At 59.7% G+C, this 22,017-nt stretch carries 13 protein-coding genes and 2 tRNA genes; 6 read left to right on the top strand and 9 right to left on the bottom strand.

The annotated features are described in order from the left end of the window. Positions 1-21 precede the first annotated feature (21 nt). The 4 genes from RIG82_00090 to RIG82_00075 all read left to right on the top strand — a co-directional run bounded on the left by RIG82_00090 (position 22) and on the right by RIG82_00075 (position 6,607). Entirely contained in the window at positions 22-792 is a 771-nt protein-coding gene (locus RIG82_00090) for a sugar phosphate isomerase/epimerase (protein ID MEQ9459339.1), read from the top strand. Next, a complete protein-coding gene (locus RIG82_00085) occupies positions 792-1,661 on the top strand; it encodes a sugar phosphate isomerase/epimerase family protein (protein ID MEQ9459338.1) in 870 nt (289 codons plus the stop codon). Before RIG82_00090 ends, RIG82_00085 begins: the two co-directional genes overlap by 1 nt. A gap of 162 nt (positions 1,662-1,823) precedes the next feature. Next, on the top strand, positions 1,824-2,711 hold the full coding sequence (locus RIG82_00080; protein MEQ9459337.1) for a nucleoside hydrolase: 888 nt from the start codon (positions 1,824-1,826) through the stop codon (positions 2,709-2,711). Positions 2,712-3,046: 335 nt separating this feature from the next. After that, positions 3,047-6,607: a hypothetical protein gene (locus RIG82_00075; GenBank protein MEQ9459336.1), complete on the top strand. Its 3,561-nt coding sequence runs from the start codon at positions 3,047-3,049 to the stop codon at positions 6,605-6,607. A 135-nt stretch (positions 6,608-6,742) separates the two neighbouring features. On the opposite strand, the gene RIG82_00070 is transcribed toward RIG82_00075, so the two are convergent. The 7 genes from RIG82_00070 to RIG82_00040 form a co-directional block, all read right to left on the bottom strand. Continuing rightward, a tRNA-Met gene (locus RIG82_00070) sits at positions 6,743-6,816 on the bottom strand. A 165-nt stretch (positions 6,817-6,981) separates the two neighbouring features. Further along, a complete protein-coding gene (gene nifJ, locus RIG82_00065; protein MEQ9459335.1) occupies positions 6,982-10,626 on the bottom strand; it encodes a pyruvate:ferredoxin (flavodoxin) oxidoreductase in 3,645 nt (1,214 codons plus the stop codon). 212 nt (positions 10,627-10,838) lie between these two features. Further along, positions 10,839-11,387, bottom strand: coding sequence for a YSC84-related protein (locus RIG82_00060; GenBank protein MEQ9459334.1), 549 nt, complete (start codon positions 11,385-11,387; stop codon positions 10,839-10,841). 126 nt (positions 11,388-11,513) lie between these two features. Beyond that, positions 11,514-11,798 (bottom strand): hypothetical protein, encoded by a 285-nt coding sequence (locus RIG82_00055; protein ID MEQ9459333.1) that lies wholly within the window; start codon positions 11,796-11,798, stop codon positions 11,514-11,516. A gap of 81 nt (positions 11,799-11,879) precedes the next feature. Continuing rightward, positions 11,880-13,727, bottom strand: a complete 1,848-nt coding sequence (locus RIG82_00050; protein MEQ9459332.1) for a DUF389 domain-containing protein — start codon at positions 13,725-13,727, stop codon at positions 11,880-11,882. Between the two features lie 92 nt (positions 13,728-13,819). Next, a complete protein-coding gene (locus tag RIG82_00045; protein ID MEQ9459331.1) occupies positions 13,820-14,734 on the bottom strand; it encodes a hypothetical protein in 915 nt (304 codons plus the stop codon). A 46-nt stretch (positions 14,735-14,780) separates the two neighbouring features. Beyond that, positions 14,781-15,647, bottom strand: coding sequence for a hypothetical protein (locus RIG82_00040; GenBank protein MEQ9459330.1), 867 nt, complete (start codon positions 15,645-15,647; stop codon positions 14,781-14,783). Between the two features lie 342 nt (positions 15,648-15,989). Here RIG82_00040 and RIG82_00035 point away from each other — a divergent pair, with 342 nt between their 5' ends. After that, complete coding sequence (locus RIG82_00035; GenBank protein ID MEQ9459329.1) at positions 15,990-16,736, top strand: hypothetical protein; 747 nt, start codon at positions 15,990-15,992, stop codon at positions 16,734-16,736. A gap of 72 nt (positions 16,737-16,808) precedes the next feature. Here RIG82_00035 and RIG82_00030 read toward each other — a convergent pair whose 3' ends face one another. Together RIG82_00030 and RIG82_00025 are read right to left on the bottom strand one after the other, a co-directional pair. Continuing rightward, positions 16,809-19,226 carry a hypothetical protein gene (locus RIG82_00030; protein MEQ9459328.1) on the bottom strand — a complete coding sequence of 806 codons (2,418 nt, stop codon included), beginning with the start codon at positions 19,224-19,226 and terminating at the stop codon, positions 16,809-16,811. A 191-nt stretch (positions 19,227-19,417) separates the two neighbouring features. Further along, positions 19,418-19,491: transfer RNA gene (locus tag RIG82_00025), tRNA-Glu, on the bottom strand. Between the two features lie 218 nt (positions 19,492-19,709). Between RIG82_00025 and RIG82_00020 the strand changes: the two genes are divergently transcribed. Further along, the coding region (locus RIG82_00020) for a PAS domain-containing protein (GenBank protein MEQ9459327.1) at positions 19,710-22,017 on the top strand (2,308 nt) is incomplete at its 3' end.

Below are 22,017 nucleotides of genomic sequence, written 5' to 3'. Positions count from 1 at the left end.
TCTTCTTAGTGGATACCGGATATGAAGCTCTCTCAAGTGGCCCTTCAGTGTTACACGATTCGTGACCATTGCCAGACCGAGACCGAGTTCGCCAAGTCGATGGCGCGGGTCGCTGCGATCGGGTATCCGGCGGTGCAGATCAGCGCGATCGGTCCGATCGAGCCGGAGCGGGTTCGATCAATCTGTGATGATCACGGGCTGACGATCTGTGCGACCCATGAGGATGGGGAGCAGATTGTTTCTGATCCGGGCCCGTTGTTCGAGAAGTTGGCGATTCTGGGCTGCCGGGATACTGCGTACCCGTTTCCGAAGATCGAGCACACGGCTGATGGTTATCTGGAGCTGGCTGAAAAGCTGATGGCGGCGGTGGAGCGATTTGCCGAGGCGGGGTTGCGGCTGAGCTACCACAACCATGCGCTGGAGTTTGTTCGTTATGGGTATGGGACGCCGATGGACATGCTGTTTAAGCGTGTTCCAGAGATGGGGTTTGAGTTGGATACCTACTGGATTCAGCACGGGGGCGCGAGTCCGGCCGACTGGTGTGTGAGATGCGCGGGGCGGCTGCCTTTGCTGCATCTCAAGGACTTTGCGGTTCGTGATAACAGCACCATCGTCATGGCGGCGGTGGGTGATGGGAATCTGAACTGGCCTGACATCATCACGAAAGCAGAGGCGTCGGGGTGTGAGTGGTTGATTGTCGAACAGGATCGTCACTGGCATGATGATGATCCGTTCGTGGCGGCGACACGGAGTTTTAACTTTATCCGCGATCATCTGGTGGAGAAGAACTGATGTATCTCACGGGCTTTGCAGATGAGGCTGGGGTTGATCTGGCAACGCAGGTCCGGGCCACGCTGGAGCTGGGCTGGCGGCATATCGAGTCGCGACAGATCGATGGCGTGAACCTGCATGATCTGGATGAGCCCGCGTTCGAGCGGGTGGTTGAGCAGCTTGACGAAGCGGGGGTGTCGGTCAACTGTTTCGGATCGACGATCGCCAACTGGGGCTGTTCGGTTCACGATGATTTTGAGGACACGCTGGCGCGGGTCGAGCGGGCGATCCCGCGGATGCAGCGGCTGGGCAGCAAGCTGATTCGTGTGATGAGCTATCGGATCGAGCCCGATCGCGGGCCGGAGGAGCAGTACGTTGAAGAGCGGTTCAAGCGGATGCGTGAGCTGGTGGGGCGTTTTGTTGACGCGGGGCTCCAGCCGGTTCACGAAAACTGTATGAACTACGGCGGGATGGGGTGGACGTATACGCTGCGGATGCTGGATGCGGTGCCGGGATTGAAGCTGGTGTTCGATACGGGGAATCCGTGTTTTACGCCTGACTATCGCAAGCCTCGGCCCTGGCCGCGGCAGTCGGCCTTTGAGTTTTATTCGCAGGTCAAGGAGCACGTTGCGTACATCCATATCAAAGATGCGTTGTATGACCCAGCGACTGATGAGACTCGCCACACGATGCCGGGCGATGGCCATGGTGATGTGCGGCTGATACTCGAGGACCTGCTGGGCACGGGATACGACGGAGGAATCTCGATCGAGCCTCATCTGGCGTCGGTCTTTCACGATGACCAGGCCGTTGCGCAGGGTGAGCCTTATACGTTGTATGTGGCGTATGGGCGCAGGCTGATGGAGATTCTCGACGAGCTTGGGTACTGAGATCGGATTGAGTTGCGTGCCGGTGTGTGAGTGCCGTTGTCGATCTTGAGTGTGAGCGGTCTGGTTGACTGGAGTAAGCCGTTGAGATCAGTGTTATCAGAGTCATTTCGGGTTAATCGCCTGGCAGTACCCGATGTGACAGCGGGTCCGGTTGATGTGGTTATGGACACGGATACGTTCAATGAGATCGACGATCAGTTTGCGATCGTTTATGCCTATCTGTCTCCTGACCGGATCAATCTGGAGGCCATTTATGCCGCGCCGTTTAAGAACGATCGGTCGTCATCGCCTGGCGAGGGGATGGAACTGAGTTATGACGAGATTCAGCGGGTCCTGGAAAGACTGGGGGATGCGGAAGGCTGTCCTGTTCGACGTGGGTCGGATCGATGGATGGACTCGGATGAGGATGTGGTTGAATCTGAGGCGGTGCAGGACCTGATCGAGCGTGCTGATAAACGCCGGCGTGATGACTCGCCGCTTTATGTGGTGGCGATTGGTGCGCCAACGAATGTGGCGTCGGCTTTGGTCAAGCGGCCCGAAATTCGTGAGAAGGTCGTGGTGGTCTGGCTTGGGGGGCATCCTCATCACTGGCCGACCCAGGCAGAGTTCAATCTGGCGCAGGATGATGTTGCTTCGCGAACGCTGTTTGATTCTGGGGTGCCGTTTGTTCGAGTGCCGTGCCGAACGGTGGCCCAGGCACTTCGGACGACACCCGCGGAGATGAGAGATGCACTGTCTGATGGCTCCCCAGTTGAGACGTTTCTACTCGAGCGGTTCCTGGCTTACGAGGGGTATGAGGTCCCGCGCCGTGTGGGTTGGAATGGCGGGCGGCCGATTGCCTATGGCAAGGAGATATGGGATTTGGGCCCCATCGCGTGGCTGGTGGACCCGAGTTGGACGCAGAGTCATCTAAGGAGCAGCCCGATCCTGCAGCGCGATCAGACGCTGAGCCAAGACCTCCGGCGGCATCAGGTCCGTGAGTTGACCGAGATCGACCGGGATGCGGTATTTGGCGATCTTTTCGCGAAGATGCGAGGGCTTCGGGTTTGAGGCGGATCATCGCGAGTCCATGATCATGCCTTGTGGTTTCGCTTGCTGAGATCAACTTGACTCAGGCTGATGTATCTCAGTCCTGGTGATTACTAGAACACAATAAACACAGTTCACAATCAGGTTGCCTTAAGTCAGATCATTGAGGTTGAGGATAAATCGTCTACATGCCGGTCAATATGTTGCAGGAGAGACCCGGCTGTCTTGGGTTAAGTATTCTGTACCATGTCAGTTGAATCAGAACTGTGTCTAGATGAGGTCCTGCTATGCATTGTCTCCTACCGTCTACAGGAACCGTCTGGTTTTTTTTCTTGCTGCTTATCAGCCCATTGGCTATGGCCCAGCAGAGTCAGGACACGGGGCAGCTTGCTGTCGATGAGATCGAGAAGGCTCGCCAGCAGGCCGCTGGTGCGATCTTGGAGCCATCCCCGCTTTCCGAATCGATCCGTTTCCGTGTCTGGGATTTCAAACAACTCGGTTACCACATCAGCCCCTCGGAACAGGTAGCGCTTCGCTTCGACAGCCTGCGCGATACGCCCCTCACTCTTGAGATTGACTGGCGACTCCATCGCTATGGTGACCATCGGCTGGTGTCCTCAGGATCAACGTCCATCAACATCGAGTCGCAGGCTACTGGCTCCGCGCCCATCAGACTCCCGGGCGACCTGAAGGACGGCATCTACCGGCTCCTCGTCACGGTCAGTTCTAAGGAGTCTCAGGGACAATCGCTCAGGGATGTTGTCGTCCTGGATTACCGAGCGCCCGCCCCACATCCATCGCTCAATGCACGCCTGACAACCCTGATTGACAGCAACGACCCCGAGGGCTTCATCCAGCTCGCGTCAGGACCTCTGCGTGAATACGTCGAGACGCGACGGTCTCTGCCACAACAGCCCGAAGGTCAGGATGTGGTTCTTATCCAGGCCGAACTCTGGCGGGATCGTTTTGGGTCTGTCGAGCGACTTGCAGCGTTTATTCGCCAAGGCGGGCACGCCATCATCTTTGGCAAGTACCCCGTTGAGCTCGATGAAATCAGTCCTGTCCAGATCGATCGGCAGGCTCCCTGGGACTACACGCCTCGGCATCTCGGTTCTGTTGCATACTGGCCAGCCTTCGAGCCCAAGCAGGGCTCGCGTCACTACGGAACCAACGTGAGAGCGAAGGCTGACGCCAGGACGATTGTCACTTGGGATGATGGCACGCCGGCAGTGGTTTCGCGCTCGCATGGAGAAGGCCAGATCGTTTATTTCGCGATGCCCCCGGGCCGTACATGGCTGCCGCCAAGCAATCGGCCGCCGATGGATGAGCTGCTGATGCGCACGGTCTACTCACTGCTTGGGCGTGATGATGCCGGCTCCGCTATCGATCAGGTTATCGCAGGCCAGATCGCAGCGAAGAATAGCCAACGAACGGACCTTGCCGCTTCCATCGGCGGTGTACCCGATGATGCGCGGGTTGGAATCAGCGAGGAGAACTTCGCCCGATTCGGCTGGCACCTCGTTTCCGAGACCGGCATCGTCGACAACCTGGGATTCCGGGGGGAAGTCGAGACCGCTGCATTCCTGCCAGCCGAGCGAAACAGCACAACGCCTGAAGCCATCCTCGAACTTCGCATACCGGGTATGACCAGCCATCAGGAACGTCTTGTCAAAGGAACATGGCTAAGTCGTGTGATCGACTGGGCCGATCAACAAGGCAAGGCTCGCTTCAGAAGTACCATCAGCACCGCCTCGCCCCTCACGCTGTTCGAGTCCGATGAGAGCGAGGTCTCGCTAACCTGCGTTGCTACCCACCTCATCGTCATGACAGAGGCAGGTGTGCGTGTCCTTGAGCCTGGCGATTTTATCGATGGTACCGTGCTATCGAGTAACTGGGTCCTGACGGTCAATGCTCGGGAAGATCATCGCGACTCGCCGCGTCTGATCGCCCTGACGCGACGCCCCGCTAGTCTGGGGTTCGCTACAAACTCCATCAAGTTCGAGTTCAGTCGTCACCGGGGAATGGATGTTATGGCTGTTGGACAGCTCTATGGCATCCGCCGCTTTGCGCCAGGTGAGACCAAGGGCCTGATCGCTGAGCCCCCGGCGGATTGGATCAAGCAGGCAGATCGCCTAGGCCGCCTCGCTCTCGCTATTCCCGTCGATGCCGATGAGATGTTCTGGATTGAAGACGATGATGTGGTTGTCGCCAACCGATTCATCTACCGCGAACTAGATAGTGACTGGCCCATCAAGCCCCTGTATATCGCCCCTATTCCACCATTTGTGGAGCTAAACCGGCAGCATGGCGTGCCAAATCAGATCGATGGCGAGATTATCGATCTTGACATCGCCACCAAGTGGGGGCCTTATACCGCGGTCAGCGGTGATCGTCTGGTTTATCGCCTGCGTTTACCTTGGCGGGATCACTACGGGGTCATTCCGGCCGTGCGAGAAGACCCGCTCTACGAGCACATTGATCAGCGTCTTATCAACCCGCTTCGGGGAGAATGGCGAGCCAGCGGAGCCATCAATCGACCGGATCGTCCCAACTCAAATCCCGTCGGCGATCTCGATGACTACATCCCCGCCGATCGGGTCCCGCTGTTTGAAGCGTGGCACGCTGACCTCTACAAACTCTGGTTCTGCTTCCCCGCCATCGCTGGGCGACCAATGTACGGCGACGAAGCCAGACAGGTTGCCGATGGCCATCACCGCAGAGTCTACCGAGACATCCTTAACTTTTACCCGCATCGAACCATCATCCATCATCGACGCGAGCCCTCGACGCTTCTTGATTACCCGATTAACTTCATCTGGCCCACCAACTGGAGTGGCGGACGCCGCTACTACGTTGATCAGGACGAGTCCTGGACTGTCATTGCCTACTGTTGGGAGATGTACAGCCGGTACTACGGCGACTGGACCACCACGAAGTCCAACTGGAATCTGATCCAGTGGCACGCGCAGTACAACAAGGCTCAGCAAGATTGGGCGGGCATGGCCGCGTCGAATCTTGAGGAGTATTTCAATCTCGGCCACGACTGTATCAACGCGCAGTACCCCGGCCATCTCGCCTACGCGCGCATGGCCGGAGTCGTCGGTGATCACGAATCCGAGCAGCTTGGGTTGTACTTAGCTGCTCGAACCATCCAGCCGACTATCGCAAGGTGGTTCATGAAGGATTATCTGCAGCGTATCACTGAGGATGGTGATCCCTGGCGGGAGTGGCGATGGCACGCCACGCTGTCGGATCAGCGCATCATGGGGTACGAAACCGCCCTCGATCCTGACGCGCGACGAACTCTGAGTCATAACTCACGGCATCTCGATACCTCTAAGGGAACCGCGACCGAGTTCGTTTTGATGTACAAGCAGTTTGTTCGTGATCGACTCGACGAGTACCAGCGGGAACTGCAGACCTACGAGCCTGAGGTGACGGACTGGGAGCTGGGCACAGAGAACTCGATGGCGAGACTGATGGTTGAGTGGCAACGGGATCAGGTTCTCGCGACGGCACTCAAGACCGAGCGAGCCAACTCCGGGACCAATGCCTGGCGGTCGCTGATGGCTCCTCATAATCTCGCCTTGATCACCAATGCGGACAACCCACTGTTCCTCAGCGAGTGGGCACCCGCAGAGTATGTTTCAGGCGCTTATCACCCCGACTCCAGAACCGTTGAGCTCGTCCTGAATCATGTTGAGGCCGAGCCCTGCATGATCAGGCTCTATACCCAGAGACGACCGGCTTTACTATCCAACAACGGTGTACTAAGCCACGACTGGACCTACGACGAGCGCGACGGCTGGATGCTCTTTAGCATCCCCGCCAATCAGCAAAGCAAAATCCGGATCCAGCTCGATCACGTGCGCCCAGCGAACCTGCATCCGTATTTCCCGGCGGGATGGCAGCATTGATGCTCTTGAGGGCAAAGTTACTGCGGGTGCCTGAGAACCTGTTGAGACGCTGCCCTAGCCACAGAAAAATAAGACCTGATAAGAAAATGGTTTATGTCAGGATCAGCCTTTACCCGGCCTTGTTCTGACCGTTAATAGCGGGGAGTGGATTCGAACCACTGACCTCCGGGTTATGAGCCCGACGAGCTACCAGGCTGCTCTACCCCGCATCAGGGAGGGGAAATGTAGCACGGTTTGGGGGTGTTGGCAAGGGGATGGAGGGTGTTGGCGACGATCAAACGTGGTTGATGGGGGGTCAAATGCGATCGAATGTGCGCGCGTTTTTGGTTTTGATGGGTTTTGGGTTGTTGGATCGGTGGGGAGGTGTGGCTCCGTTAGGGGGTCGTGGGACGGGTTTGTGCGCTCGGTTCTGGTTTCGTGGGGGGGGTGATTGGGGTTGAGGCTTCGGCCAGGCGGGTGAGGAAGGCGAACTTTTGTTCGACATGTTTCTGGGTGGCCTGGACCATGAGGTCGTAGTGGTCGGGGTTGGCTTTCTTGACCATGCGGAAGCGGGTTTCGGAGGCCATGTAGTCGGCGACGGTGGTTTTGGGTTTAGCCGAGTCGAGTTGGAGGGGGGTGAGATTCTGCTCTGCGCGGCGGGGGTCGAAGCGGTAGAGGGGCCAGACGCCGGAAGAGACGGCGAACTTCTGGTGGTCGAGACCGTCCTTGAGGTCGTAGCCGTGGGCGATGCAGTGCGCGTAGGCGATAACGAGGGAGGGGCCGTCGTAGGACTCGGCTTCCTGGAGGACCTTGACGGTGTGGTTGTCGTTGGCTCCGAGGGCGATGGAGGCGACGTAGGCGTGGCCGTAGGACATGGCGATCTGTCCGAGGTCTTTCTTGCCGAGTGTTTTGCCGGTGGTGGCGAACTTGGCGGAGGCGCCGAGAGGTGTTGCTTTGGATGCCTGCCCGCCGGTGTTGGAGTAGACCTCGGTGTCGAGGACGAGGATGTTGATGTTGTGGTCTTGTGCGATGACGTGGTCGAGCCCGCCAAAGCCGATGTCGTAGGCCCAGCCGTCTCCGCCGATGATCCAGACGGATCGGTCAACGAGGTTGTCGAGGACGGTGATCAGGCGGCGGGCTTCGGGATTGTCGGTATCGACGAGGGCCTGGCGGACGGCGGCGATGGCGATGCGTTTTTCGGCCGGGGTGGTGCCGTTGCCGAGGGCGTTGACGGCTTGTTCGGGTAGTGATTCGGTGATTTTGGCAAGGAGGGCTTTGGCCTCGTCTTTGTGGACTTCGGTTCCGAGTCGGAGCCCGTAGCCGTACTCGGCGTTGTCTTCGAAGAGCGAGTTGGACCATGCGGGTCCGCGGCCACAGCTGTCGGTGGCGTAGGGCGTGGTGGGGAGGTTCCCGCCAAAGATGGAGGAGCAGCCGGTGGCGTTGGCAACGAGGAGTCGGTCGCCAAAGAGTTGGGTGAGGAGTTTGATGTAGGGGGTTTCGCCGCAGCCAGCGCAGGCACCGGAGAACTCGAAGAGCGGCTGGAGCATCTGGGTGCCCTTGGCATCGAGTCGGATGACGCGTTCGCGCGGGGTTTCGGGGAGGTCGAGGAAGTACTCGAAGCGGTCTCGCTGCGCATCGAGGTCGTCGAGTCGCGGCTTCATTTCGAGGGCTTTGCGTTCGGGGTTCTGTTTGTCGTGGGCGGGGCAGACGGCGACACAGAGTTCGCATCCGGTGCAGTCATCGGGCGCGACAGAGAGGGTGTAGCGGAGGTCCTTGTAGTCTTTGCCGTTGGCCTTGAGGGTGACAAAGCCGTCGGGCGCATCGTTGACGGCGTCGTCGTTGACGACCTTGGCTCGGATGGCTGCGTGGGGGCAGACGAGGGCGCACTTGTTGCACTGGATGCAGAGGTCGTCGATCCAGCGCGGGGTTTCGGCGGCGATGCCGCGTTTTTCCCATTGCGAGGTGCCGGTGGGCCAGGTGCCATCGACGGGGAAGGCGGAGACAGGGAGGAGGTCGCCTTCGCCGGCGAGGATTCTGGCGGTTACGCGTTGGACGAAGTCGGGAGCGCCAGCAGAGACGGGTGGGAGGAAGTCGGGTCCGTCATCTTCTGCGGGGGCTGGTGGGATGGTGACTTCGTGGAGGTTGTCGAGGGCTGCGTCGACGGCGGCGAAGTTTTGTTCGACGACGTTGCGGCCTTTTCGGGCGTAGGTGGTTTCGATGGCGTGTTTGATGCGTTGGATGGCTTCATCGCGCTCGAGGACGCCAGAGATGGCGAAGAAGCAGGTCTGCATGATGGTGTTGATCCGTCGTCCCATGCCGGCATCCCGGGCGACGGTGAGGGCGTCGATGACGTAGAAGCGGAGGTGTTTGTCGCGGATGGTTTTCTGGACGGGTCCGGGTAAGTGATGCCAGACCTCTTTGGCGGAGTAGGGCGAGTTGAGGAGGAAGACGCCTCGTTCGCGGGCGGCTTTGAGGACATCGACGCGGTCGAGGAAGATCTGCTGATGGCAGCCGATGAAGTCGGCCTGTTCGATGAGGTAGGGGCTGCGGATGGGTTCGGGTCCGAAGCGGAGGTGGGACACGGTCATCGCGCCGGATTTTTTGGAGTCGTAGACGAAGTAGCCCTGGGCCTGGTTGTCGGTTTCTTCGCCGATGATCTTGATGGAGTTTTTGTTGGCGCCGACGGTGCCATCGGCACCAAGGCCGTAGAAGAGGGCGCGGAAGACGTTGTCGTTCTCGACGGAGAAGGTCGGGTCCCACTTGAGTGAGGTGCGGGTGACATCATCGTGGATGCCGATGGTGAATCCGTGTTTGGGTCGTTTGGTATCGAGGTGATCGAAGACGGCTTTGGCCATGCCGGGGGTGAACTCTTTGGAGGAGAGTCCGTAGCGTCCGCCAATGACCTCGGGCCTGCGGTCGATTTTGCCTTCGCGGGCGGCCTGGTCGAGGGCGGCGACGATGTCGAGGTAGAGAGGTTCGCCCGGCGCGCCGGGCTCTTTGGTGCGGTCGAGGACGGCGATCTTCTTGACGTTGTCCGGGAGGGCTCGGAGGAAGTGTTCGAGTGACCAGGGTCGGAAAAGTCGGACGTTGAGGACGCCGACGCGGCGGCCGGATTTGTTGAGTTTTGTGGCGGTTTCGGCGAGGGTCTCGGTGCCGGAGCCCATGGCGATGACGACGTTTTCGGCGTTGGGGTCGCCGTGGTATTCAAAGAGGTTGTAGTTACGGCCGGTGTGGTTGGCGAGTCTTGCGAGGAGTCGTTCGACGATTTCGGGGACGGCTTCGTAGTAGCTGTTGGCGGCTTCGCGACACTGGAAGAAGACGTCGGGGTTCTGGGCAGTCCCGCGGATGGCGGGGTGTTCGGGGTCGAGTCGTCGGGCGCGGGCTTCGAGGATGGCTTGTTCCGAGACGAGGGCGCGGAGGGTGTCATCTTCGAGCAGTTCGATCTTGGCGACCTCGTGGGAGGTGCGAAATCCGTCCATGAAGTGGAGGAAGGGGATGCGTGATTCGAGGGTCGCGGCGTGGGCTATGGCGGCCATGTCGTGGGCTTCCTGGACGGAAGCGGAGGCGAGCATGGCGAAGCCGGTCTGCCGGCAGGCCATGACATCGGAGTGGTCGCCGAAGATGGAGAGGGCGTGGGTGGCGACGGTGCGTGCGGCGACGTGCATGACGAAGGGGAGGAGTTCGCCAGCGATCTTGTACATGTTGGGGATCATCAGGAGGAGGCCCTGCGACGCGGTGAAGGTGGTCGCGAGGGTTCCGGCCTGGAGTGCGCCGTGGCAGGCACCTGCGGCGCCGGCTTCGGACTGCATCTCGACGATCTTGGGGGTCTGTCCCCAGAGGTTGGTTTGTCCTTTGGAAGACCACTCTTCGGAGAACTCGCCCATGGGCGACGAAGGCGTGATGGGGTAGATGACGGCGAGTTCGGAGAGCTTGTGGGCGACCTTGGCGACGGCTTCGTTGCCGTCGAGTGTTTTGCGGGTGGGTTGGGTGGAGCGGCCGTTGGTGGTGGTGTCGGTCGCTGTTTGGCGTGACTGGATCATGGCGATCTCCTGGGGCACTCGTGTTGGGGGTGCCTTTAACCTCGACTATACCAGATCATCGGAGTGAATGGTATGTTTTATGAGTCAACTGGGGGTGCGGAAGTGGACATGGGTGCGTGGGGTGGCTTAGTAGGGGCTATTCGTGCGCAAAGAACCGGCCAGCGTCATTGGGACGCTGGCCGGTGTTGAAACTAGGTTGTCGATTGTTGGGATCAGTCGATGAGGTTGTGGCGGTAACCGGCCATGCCGATGCCGGCTTCGTACATGAGTCCGCCGTTTTCATTGGTGAAGATGGTGACGTCCTTGAGGACGTCGGCGTCGACGGAGGCACCGTAGATGCCCGCGACGGCGCCGGCCTGTGCGGTGAAGGCGAACTTCTCTGCGGCGAAGGAATCGAAGGCTTCGTTGGTGTTGAAGAAGAGGACCTGCTGGTAGGTCAGGCCGCCGAGGCCGAAGCCGATGCCGCCTTGGCCGAGGGTGGAGAGGGCGACGGGGGCTCCGCCTTTGTAGACGATGCCTTCGCCACGGGCTCCTGAGAAGCCGAAGCCGAGGCCTTTGGCGACGGAGGGGAAGATGGCGTAGCCGACGGAGCTGCTGAAGCGATCAGCCATGGCGGGGTCTTCGGCGATGAAGTCGGCCTTGGCCTGGTCGGCGAGGGCGGCGAGGGCATCGACGTTGCTGTCGGTGGCCTGAGGGGCGGCGCAGCCGGTGAAGACAGCGGCGGTGCAGGCTAGGGCCAGAGGGGCGATGAATCGGGTCATGTCCGTTCTCCTTGATGGGGACGTGATTGTGATGGACGGTCTTATGAGGATCGCCCGCTTAGATGGTTCGGTACGAAGTTTAGGCTGTTTTTATCGGCATGACATGGCCTGTCGCCTGAATCATGGTCATCCGTGTTTTGGTTTGGGGTTTGGGAAGACGGATTTTAAGCCCCGGGCGACGAGGTTGACGGTGAGGACGACGATGGCCACGAGGCCGATGACCCAGATGCCGTAGGGCCAGTAGACCGGCTCGGTGGCGTCGGTCATGCGTTGACTGAAGGCTTCGTAGGAGAAGCTGGCGAGTTCTTTGTGTTCAGCGTGGCGCCACTGCCAGAGGATATAGGAGAGGGGCAGAGCCACGAGGGTCACGGCGATCAGCCAGCGGGCGGCGAGTTGGATGAGTTTTTGCATGGGGTGACCTTAGAAGGAGCATTTACCATAACGTCGGCGTTTGGGTTCTGACGAGAGGGTCCTGTTGACTTGGGTGTGGTGTTACTCCGATGGCTGAGGCGGGGGCTGAAGCTTTGGGGTGGGGTCGGTTCTGAGGATGATGGCTCGGGCTTTGTGGTATCCGCCCATTTGGGTGGTGAGGATCCGCTCAAGGTCGTCGGCGAGGGTTGGGGAGGTGTCCTGATAGGTGACGACGACGACCTGGACGCCGAAGCCGTGTTCGATGTTGGACTGACTCATGCTGAGGATTTCGGCGTTGGGCTCTGCGGCGACGCGGGTGGAGAGGGCTTCCCGGACAGCGGGGGGGAGGGGGCGTGAGTAGGCGCGTTGAACGCCTTCGTGCATCTGGAGGTTGAGGTTATAGATGAGGTTTCCTGCGACCGAGCTCATGCCGACGGAGATGAGGATGACGGTGACGAGAACCCATTGGAGGGTGTCGCCGGCTTTCCTCGAGATGCCGAGGCCGAAGAACTGGAAGGTCATCGCGGCGCCAAGGACGATGGCGAAGAGGTTTGTTGTGAAGAGGACGGCGGCACCGATGGCGATGGTGGGTTCCCACTTGGCGATGGCGATGCCGATGGCGGCGAGTGGTGGGACGAGGGCGACGGCGATGGCGACGCCTACGAGCGTTCCTGTGACGCCTGGGCGTGCTAGTGCGTAAGCGGCGGCGATGCCTGAGAGGAGGGCGATGCCGAGGTCGAAGAGGTTTGGCCCGCCTCGCGCGACGACTTCTGCTGAGAGGTCGCCCCAGGGGCTGAGGCTGCCGATGATGATCGAGACGATCAGGCTCCACCCGGTGCCGATGATCATGGCTTTCCCGGCAGCGCGGAACAGCTCGAAGTTCTGCTGGACGAGGGCCATTCCGATAGCGACAAGGGGTGTCATCAGCGGGGCGACGAGCATGGCGCCGATGACGACGGCGGCGGAGTTCTGGATGAGTCCGAGTGCAGCGATGGCTGTGGAGAGGGTGAGCATGACGCCGAAGTCGGTGGAGAGTCGTCCACCGGCGATCATGCGTTCGTGGAGGCTTTTTCGTTCGTCGCGGTTGAGTGCGGGAGCGTGGTGTCGGACGTTCTCGATCCAGCGTTCGACGATACCGGGTCCTGCGGCGTCCTTTGCCCGGACCAGCGCGACGGCGAAGAGGGTATCGGGTCGTTTTTCTCGAAGGCTCTTGAGCATGGCGATGACTGAGGGGACTTGCTTGTGCTCTTCGGCATCGATGAGGACGAGGTTGTCGCCATCGATCCCGTGCTCAAGGGTTTCGAGGAGTGGGTGGGGGTCTTCTGCTTGAGAGAGGGCGGCGCGAACCTTGTCGGTGGCTTTGTCGGTGACTTTTTTGAAGGTGCGTTTTGATCGGGGCAAGGCTTTGGGGTCGGCCAGAGCGACGACGCTGTCGGGGTTGTCGCCCCAGACTCTGGCGGCAAGACGGAGGGCGAAGGTTGCCCCGCCCTTGAGCTGAGGGACGACGACACGTTTGGGTTTTCGTGTCATCCCGCCAGAGTCGAGGACGATGACGTCGTAGGGTGCGCTGCGGGCTAGTCTTCGGACGAAGGTTCCTCGACTCGTGTAGCGATCGAGGCTTGATGCGTGGATGACAAGGCGTGTCGCATCGAGTTCATGGGCTGCGTCGAGGACGGCACGGCGCGTATCGGGTCCCTGGCAGTCGTAGACAGGCGTTGCTGTGATGCTATGGCTCAAGAGGCTGGCGAGGATTCTGGCCGGGAGTGGTTGACAGTCGGGGTCTTCTCTCTGGACTTCGGTGAGTTTTCGGGAGGTGGCTTTGGCGATGCAGAGGACGGTGAGGCTGTCGCCATAGGCTTTGGCGATGGAGACGGCGTGAGGTAGTGACGTGACGCCGTCTTCGGTGTCGATGAGAAAGAGGGTTGGCAAGAGCAGGCTCCGGTGATGGATGTTGACCCTGTGGTTGGGTCATCATCAGCATCTTACCGGCAGAGCTTCAGGCCTCGTTGAGGGCATGCTCGTCAGGTTGTGTAGTCTTTGCGTCGTCTTGTGATGGTGAGGAGTGTTGCGAAGAGGATTGTTGCGGTGGCGGGTTCGGGGATCGGTGCGATCTGGACGTTGAGGTGGAGGCTGCTGGGAAGGTGGATGATTGCCCCTGAGCTGGACACATCGTTGAGGATCAGGATGGATTCGATACCAATGGTGAGATCGCCGGAGGTGGAGACGAAGGGCAGGAGCGGGAGGGTTGGTTGGGCGTAAGCGAAGGGGACGGTGGTGCCGGGTGTTACGCCTGCAGACCCGCCGAAGAAGAATGAGCCGTTGGTCCAGGTGGCGAGGTTTGGATCGTAGACGTTGACGATGGGTTCGATGGCGACGAAGTCGCCGAGGCCGGGCGAGGTAGCTGAGCCAGCGGTCATCATCCCCGTGGCGGTGGCGTTGCCAGTGGTTGTCCAGGTGACTGAGGGCGCGAGTGTGATGCCCGTGAAGGTTTCCCAGATGTTGAGGTAGATGTATTCACTCGCGGCGGCGGTGGGCGTACTCTGGAACCACATGTTGGTGACGGTGAGTTCGATGTTATAGCTGCCGGAGGGCAGGGTTGTTACTTTCGAAATCGCGTCGCCATAGAGCTCGACCGGGTTGCCGGATCCTGGCGCCGCGAGTGGGTAGGCGAAGTTGGTGGTGTCGGAGGCCGACGCCGGGGTTGCCGGGGCTGCGAGTGATGCGGCTCCTGTGAACTGAGCGATCCCGGGATCGAAGATATTGGTTGTTCGTGTCGGGACGTCAGGGGTCAGGAGTGTTGTTGCACCGGGGAGGGGGGGAGCTTGCGGGTAGGAGGCGCTGACCTGGACAGCGCGGGTGGTGGCGGGCATCAGTATGGATGCCAGGGATGCTGTCGCCAGAACAAGGGCATATCGTGATGGGCTTGTGTTGCTCATGAGTGTCTCCGAGTCTGAGCTAATGATGTTTGATGAGGTCGGGGCTTCAGCGTTTTCTATGAGTGAGGGCGAAGAGGGCGAGGGGTGTGAGGAGCACTGAGGCGGGCTCGGGGATAATCCATTGGAGTTCACTGGTCTTGGTGATCCGGGCGCTCTCGCCGGGGAGTATGGCGGGCCGGATTCCGCCCACTCCGATGAAGTCCCACTGAAGGGTGAAGGTCACGTTGTCCGGTCCGAGTGAGGCTGGCAGGGTGGGCAGGTTGGTGTTTAGGGTGGAGGGTGCGAAGTCGGTGAGATGGTTGAGGCTGAAGGGGTAGGTTGCGAACTCGATGCGATCGGCGTTGTAGCCTCCTGTGTAGGTGGCTACCGAGTCATCTTGATGGATCACGCCGAGGACGGGTGCATCGATGATGTCGTTGGTAGGCGACTCGTCGAGGTCGAGATCGAGGTACTCGAAGAAGTGAATATTGAGAGGGGTACTGCCGTTGTTAGTGATGAGGATTTCTTCGCCCATCTGGCTGTAGCGGCTGAGGATTGGTCCGCCGATGAGGGTGAAGGTGATATCGATGTCGAAGTTGAACTGGGTATCGGTGAAGACGTAGGAAACGGAGTCCGGGCTGGACTGGGTTGCTCCGCCGAAGAGCATGGTGTGGATGGAGGTTTCGCTGGTCTGACCGCTGACGCGATACCAGTTGGAGAGTTCGCGGAGCTGCTCACGGCCATCGACGATCCAGGAGTAGGCCATGTCCTGGCGGGTGGGATCGACGGTGAAGGTCGAGTTGTTGCTGACCAGGGTTTGGGCTGGGGTTGGGGTTGGGGCGAGCAGGAGGCACAAGGCGGAAAGGATCAGGGAGATTAAGGTGGGGTTTGGTGATGAGGGCAGAGTGATCGAGTTATACGATGTCTTGGGCATAGATCCTCTCCTAACGAGATCTTGAGAAGCAAGTTGATCGGGGTTCGGTGGAGAACCCTGAGCGATAAGATGAGGCATGTGAAACGGGGCGACTCTTCGTTAGAGTTTACTTTAGGTATGGGTATGGGCTAGGCAAACTGGGGCGACAGGCAGTAGGAGAAACCCTTAGTCGTGGGGTGGCTCTTGCATTCGGTCTGGGCTGAGATATTGTTATTGATGGTTAGTGCATTTCTCCGGGTTCTGTTGCGTTTCGATAGACAGAACAGTTTCGACCACAACCCATGAGAAGGCTCGCTGGCACCTGTCGTGTGTCGGAAGAGGCTCTCGAAGCAGGAGTTTGCCATGTCGCGTTCGACCTTTGCTGTTGCTGCGCTTGCCTTGAGTGTTCTGGCGTTACCGAGTCAGGCGGCGACGATCTTTTCTGATGGTGTTTTTAACAACGGAGACTGGACGGCTTCGACGGTAACGAACGCCGGAGGTGCAGGAAGCACAACGAGTGAGTTTCAGATGCTGACCGGTGGAAATCCGAATGAGTATCGAGAGATTCATACGAACCTCAACGCCAGTGTTGCTGGTGGGGCGGTGTGGAGTCTGAACCTGAGGAATGCAGCGACGTATAACCCGAACACTCAGGGTGCGATCAGCACCATTGATTACAGCGAGGACTCGCTGAACATCTCGCAGCTCGGTAATGGTCATGCCACGGGTTTGCTGATTCAGCAGGGTGGCCTGACATTCGTTTTGCGTAATCCGATTCTGGCGATGGCGCAGCCGACGTTCAATACGTGGTCGGCTAATGCAGCCCCCGGGTTGGTCGCCGGTGATCTCTGGGAAATCGATAACGCGGGGATCCTGAACTCCACCTCGAACCCTGACTTTTCGACGGCTGGTGGCGTGATGCAGTTCGGCTTCTATCGAGGTGTGTCGAGTGGTAACTTCACGGGTCAGGAGACTCGGCGCACAGGGATTGACAACTGGCGGGTGCAGATCAACGAGGCTGATGACGGCACGGTGATTCCGAGCCCGGCGGCGGCTCCAGCTGGTCTGCTCGGGTTGATTGGGGTGGCGACGCTTCGTCGTCGAGCGTAACGCTTACTGTGTGGGATTCCACGCCCAGTCCTGAAAGGGGCTGGGCGTGCTTCTTTGGGCTACAGGTGCTGGTTATCGACGAAGGCTAAAGCGGGTCAGTCCGAGTGCGATCAACGCGATGGCATAAGGTTCGGGTATCGCCGTAGCGTCGAAGCCGAAGTTGCTGGCGAGGAAGGAGAGATCGACGAGGTTGACGGTACCGTCGACATTGGCGTCGCCTTTTGCCCATCCGCCTAGGGACTGGAAGTTTGAGGCGAGGATGGAGAGGTCGATGAGATCGACTTTGAGGTCGAGGTTGGCGTCGCCTGGGGCGGTGCCGATGATGTCGAGTAGGGCGGTGATGTCGCCTTGGTCGATGCCGGGGACGCCGTCGAGTTCGTAGAGTTTGTCGGTGGAACCGGCGCGGATGGCGAAGCCGAGTAGGTCGATGTCGGTTTCGTTGACGACTGAGTCGAGGTTGAGGTCGCCGAAGAGTGCATCGACGACGACGAGGTCGAGGCGTGACCAGTCGATGGCGAGTCCATCGCCTACGACACCATTGAGTTGTCCGTCCTGTAGTTCGGAGAGCATGGCACCAGTCAAGGGTACGACGAGGATGTCGGAGCCGGTGGTGGTGATGGTTGTGAGGCCGAGGGAGGCGAGCGACATGGCGTTGTCGGTGCGCTCGAGGGCGAGGAAGTCCTGGTTGGGTCCTGTGGTGATCGAGCGTAGGGCGAGGGTGAGGGTGGCACCGACGACACGTTCTCCTGGTTCGATGAGAAAATCGAAGGTGAAGGGGACCAGGCCGGGGAGGGTGGTGTTGTCGAAGTCGCCGACGGTTTGACCGGAGAGGTTGGCGAGGTTGGTGACCTCGGAGGCCCAGTTGGGATCGACGGGGGCCGCATCACGGGAGCCGAGGCCATCGACGTAGAAGGTGTCGTAGTCGCCGAGGTGATATTCGCGGAAGGAGGAATCGGGGAACCGGTCGCGGTCGGCGAGTTGGGCTTCATAGAGGCTGCGGGTATCGACCGGGCTGCCGTGGTGGTCGATGATGCCGGGCTCCTGAACGCCGAAGGCGGTGTGGGTCCTGAGCTGTCCGGTTCCGCCGATCAGCCAGTTCTGTGCGGTGGGTGGGTTCTGGATGATGAAGCCTTCGGCGGTGCTGTTCCAGGCGATCATGTTGCCCCCGGCCCAGCCGTGGCCGGTGCCGAAGTTCCCGCGGTTGCGGAAGTTGATCTCGTCGCCCTCGACGGTGATGTTGTCGTAGAGCCCGCCGGTGGACCAGCGTTGGTGGGGTCCGGTTTCGTCGAGTGCGTTGGTGGCGACGCCATCGAGGAAGACGTTGGGTCCGGTGTTGGGTGAGTTCTGGATGAAGTCGTGCCGGCCCTTGTCAGAGAGCAGGTCGCGGAAGAGCGAGAGCTGGCTGTTGTTCTGGAAGGCGTAGCGTCGTCCGCCGGTGACGATGGAGATGGGATCGAGGTTGGTGGCGTCTTTGACGGTGATATTTTTGGAGAAGCGATCGGCTTCGATGAGGGAGTACCAGAAGTGTTCTGCGGTCACGCTCTGGACAAAAGCGTGTTCGATGCGGTCCATAAAGATCAGACTGCGGGCGTGGGCTTCGTCCTGATTGTTGTTGGTGTCGTAGTCGGAGACACCCCGGAGGTTCTCGACGCCGACATGGCTGATTCGGCCGGACCAGTTGTATTTGTAGACGGTTCCGCCGCCGTACTCGGCGTCGAGGGATTGGGTGAGAGGTGCGTCAAAAAAGATACGGTCGCCTTCGACACGGGTGACCACGCGGTCGTGGTTGCGGTCGTAAGCACCGGCGGTCCACTGAACGACGGTTCCGCCATCGCTGCGTGGCGGGATCTGGTCCATGCCGAGTTCTTCGATCCAGTTCTGAGTGCTGGGGCGGTGGACGATGACTCGGTCACCTACGGCGAAGGTGCTGGCGTCGGCGACTCGAAAGCTGGTTGCGCCGACGGGGACGTATTTATCGATGACTGGTTTTTCGGATGACGCGATTCTGGACCATGAGCCCGACCCCTGGACCATGATGACGTCGCGTTGGGTGGTGCCGGTAGCCCGGAGGATGGTTCCGCCTGTGGTTTGCTGGCCGGACCCTCGGAGGACGATTCCGGAGTCTGTAATCCAGACGGAGTTGTTGATCTGGAACTCGCCGGGGCCGAGTTGAACGGCTCCTCGATAGCCATCGGGTCCGATGGGCAGGGCGGCGACCTGATCGATGGCGGCCTGGATGCGGGCGGTGTCGTCGCCGGCGCCGGGTTGGACCGTGACGGAGGTGGGGATGCTGGGCAGAGGCTCGCGATTGGAGAGATAGCCGACGGCGGAGTGGTCGGGGAGGCGGTCGCCGTTGGGCTGGGTGTGGTAGAGCAGGCGGCCATCGGGTCCCGGGTAGGCCCACTGGCTCTCGGCGGCTTGGGTTATGCCAGCGGGGCATAGCAGGGCGGCGGCGAGGAGGATCATGGATCGTTGGGCACGGAACTGCATGAAGCACGATCCTCTCGGGGCTGATCGGGATACCGTGTGGGCGAGCACGATCTGAGATCCGGATCGTGACCTTCTCGTGTAAGGATACCTCTTGGGCTACGGGGTCCAAGAGGTATCGCTAATGTTCATTTCGGTGTGAAATAGAGATATGAGAGGCATTCTGGCCCAGACTGGGCGATTGCCAGAGAGAATGACCCCTACGGGATTCGAACCCGTGTCGCCAGGATGAAAACCTGGTGTCCTAGGCCAACTAGACGAAGGGGCCAGCCAGACCCCCTGTGGGGGTGGTGTGGCGGGGAGAGTTTAGCGGTCTGGCGGGATTTGGCCAAGCGGGGGTCTGAAGGATGTTTTGAGTCCGAATAACCCCGAGTGTCTGGCTTACCTGTTTTATCGAATCGATCAGGGCAACCTGCTTGCGGGTAATCCAGCGTTACCTCTGGGGTGAGATTCGATCGACGTACTCAGAAGGACGATGCAGAACGCATGCTCCGTGCGGTCGTTGCCTTTGTGCTGCTGGCATTGATCGTCATCCTGCTGGATGACAGCTATCTGCTGGCTCGGGGACATCCGGTGATGCCGGAGTGGGTGCACACGGGTATCGAACTGGTGCTGGTTCTGGTGGTGATTGGGTTTCTGGCCATACCTCGTCTGCATCACAACTTCGTGCATGATCAGCGGCTCAGGCGTCAGGCGGAGCGATTGGGGCATGCGGCTCAGGCGGCTCATCTGGGTTTGTGGACCTGGGACGTGAAGCGAGACCGGTGTGAGTTTGATGCGGGGAGTGCGGAACTGCTGGGGATTCATTCGGGGCTGGAATACTGCAGGGACGACTTGCTGGGTTGTCTGTTGCCTCAGGACCGAGAGGCGTTGAGTGAGGCCTTGACGCGCTGTGTCGATGAAGGCGTGACGGTGACGCTTGAGTACCGGATGACAGACGCGAGCGGAGAGGCGCGGTGGGTCTATGGGACGATGACGCCTGAGAAGGGTCTAAGCGGCCGTGTGGTGCGGGTCACCGGTGTGAACTGGGACGTGACAGCGCGTCGTGTTGCGGAGAAGGAATCGGAACAGAATCGGTTGATCTTTCAGCAGATCGGGCGGGTTGCCAGGATAGGCGGTTGGCGGCTGAATCTGGACCCGCCTGAGCCGATCTGGTCGGAGGCGGTGCGTCATATTCACGAGGCTCCGGAAGACTATGTTCCGAGCCTGGAGACGGCAATCAAGTTCTATGCTCCCGAAGGACGCCCGCGTATTGAAGCTGCTGTCCGGGCGGCGATCAAGACAGGTGAGAGTTGGGATCTCGAGTTGCCGCTGGTTACATATCGCGGTCGGCGGATCTGGGTTCGCGCTCTGGGTGTTCCTCAGTTTGAGAATGGTGTGTGCACGCATATTCTTGGTTCGTTTCAGGACATCACCGAGCAGTACGAGACGATGACGAGGATCCGTGAGAGTGAGCAACGGCTCGATCTGGCTCTGAGTGCGGCGAAACAGGGATTGTGGGATTGGCAGATTCAGACGGGCACGACGTATTTCAGTGATACGTGGTACACGATGCTGGGGTACGAGCCCGGCGAGTTGCCGATGACCTTGAGCACGTGGGAGGTCTTGACACATCCGGACGATCTTGAACGCGCGTATGCGCGTGTGAATGAGCATCTACGTGGCGAGCGTGATCAGTATCGTTGCGAGATGCGTGTTCGGATGAAGGATGGGACCTGGCGGTGGATTCTTGATGTCGGGGAGGTGGTGGAACGTGATAGCGAGGGCAATCCAGCGCGCATGACGGGTGTGCACATTGACATCGACGAGCAGAAGCGAGCACAGGCTCGGGTCGAGTCGATTGAGCAGCGGTTGCGATGCTTTGTGGAGAACACGCCCGCCGCGGTGGCGATGTTTGACCGAGAGATGCGTTATCTGGTTGCGAGCGAGGGCTGGTATCAGCAGTACGGCATTGAGCAGGAGGATGTTTCGGGGCTATCACATTACGAGGTATTCCCTGATGTTCCGGATCGCTGGCGCGAGGATCATCGCCGGTGTCTGGTCGGGGAGACGTTGCATTGTGATCGGGATTGTTTTGAAAGGGATGATGGGTCTACTGTCTGGATTCGTTGGGTTCTTCAGCCGTGGCGAGAGACGGACGGCAGTATTGGTGGGATCATGATGGTGACGGAGGTCATCAATGCGCAGATTGCCTACGAGCATGAGTTGTCGGCGGCCCTGGATGCTGCGGAGCTGGCGAGTCGGGCCAAGAGCGAGTTTCTGGCGAACATGAGCCATGAATTACGCACGCCACTGAATTCCGTGATCGGTCTTTCCGAAGTCATGCTGGAAGGTATTTTTGGCCCTCTCAGCGACAAATACCGTGAATACATCTCGGACATCAATGTTTCCGGTCAGCATCTGTTGGAAGTCATCACCGACATTCTGGATATCTCGAAGATCGAAGCCGGAGAAGTCGATCTTGAAGAGTCCATCGTAGATATTCCCGATATCGTGCGCTCATCGTTGCGTCTGGCCTATACCCGCACGCAGGATAAACGCAAATGGACGTCAGTCGACATCCCCGACGGGTTCCCCAAGCTCAAGGCTGACAATCGGCTGGTCCGCCAGGTTCTGGTCAATCTGCTGACCAACGCCATCAAGTTCACGCACGATGACGGCGATGTTGGCATCGTAACGGCGATCGACGCGGAGGGCGGGATCGCGATCCAGGTGGTCGATACCGGCATTGGCATCGCCCCTGATGATATTCCTCGTGCGTTGGAACCTTTCGGTCAGGTCAGGCGCCGTGCGG

Source organism: Phycisphaeraceae bacterium, assembly GCA_040222855.1.
Taxonomy (GTDB): domain Bacteria; phylum Planctomycetota; class Phycisphaerae; order Phycisphaerales; family Phycisphaeraceae; genus Mucisphaera.
This window is presented reverse-complemented; position numbering and strand designations above follow the sequence as displayed.